At 66.4% G+C, this 532-nt stretch carries 1 protein-coding gene and 1 pseudogene; both read right to left on the reverse strand.

The features are described from left to right. Nucleotides 1–205, reverse strand: a pseudogene (locus tag G113_RS22190) (Ig-like domain-containing protein); the annotation flags it as partial. 18 nt (nucleotides 206–223) lie between these two features. After that, nucleotides 224–532: Ig-like domain-containing protein (locus tag G113_RS21295; protein ID WP_005915276.1), on the reverse strand; the 309-nt coding region annotated here is incomplete at its 5' end.

Here is a 532-nt window from a genome sequence, read left to right on the forward strand (position 1 = left end):
CGGCGCTCACCTTGCCGCTGTAGTCGGTGTTGTTGACGGTCAGGGTGACGGTGTCGCCTTCCTTGAACTCGCCGGTCACGGTGCCGCTGACCGGGATGTCCTGCTTGGCCTCGGCGGCGTTGATGACGTCGTCGGCGGTGATGTTGGCATCAAGGGTGATGGCCAAGTCCAGCGGCGCCGTGGTGTCGACCCCGTAGCCTTCGCTGTCGGTCGCGGTGGGCGGCTAGGTGCCCGACCGACGGGTACGGTGGCTGGTCACGCTGGCATCGATGGTGCGGTCGGTATCCGCCGCCAGGTCGCTGCCCGCCACCAGGATGGTGAAGCGACCATCGGCAGCCACCGGACCGGTGAACGGTTTGTCGTTGACGGTCAGGGTGACGATGTCCCCTTCCTTGAACTCGCCGGTCACGGTGCCGCTGACCGGGATCTGCTGACCCGCTTCGGCGGCGTTGATGACGTCGTCGTCGGTGATGTTGGCATCAAGGGTGATGGCCAAGTCCAGCGGCGCCGTGGTGTCGACCCCGTAGCCTTC

The organism is Aeromonas molluscorum 848 (assembly GCF_000388115.1).
In the GTDB taxonomy this organism is placed as follows: Bacteria; Pseudomonadota; Gammaproteobacteria; order Enterobacterales; family Aeromonadaceae; genus Aeromonas; species Aeromonas molluscorum.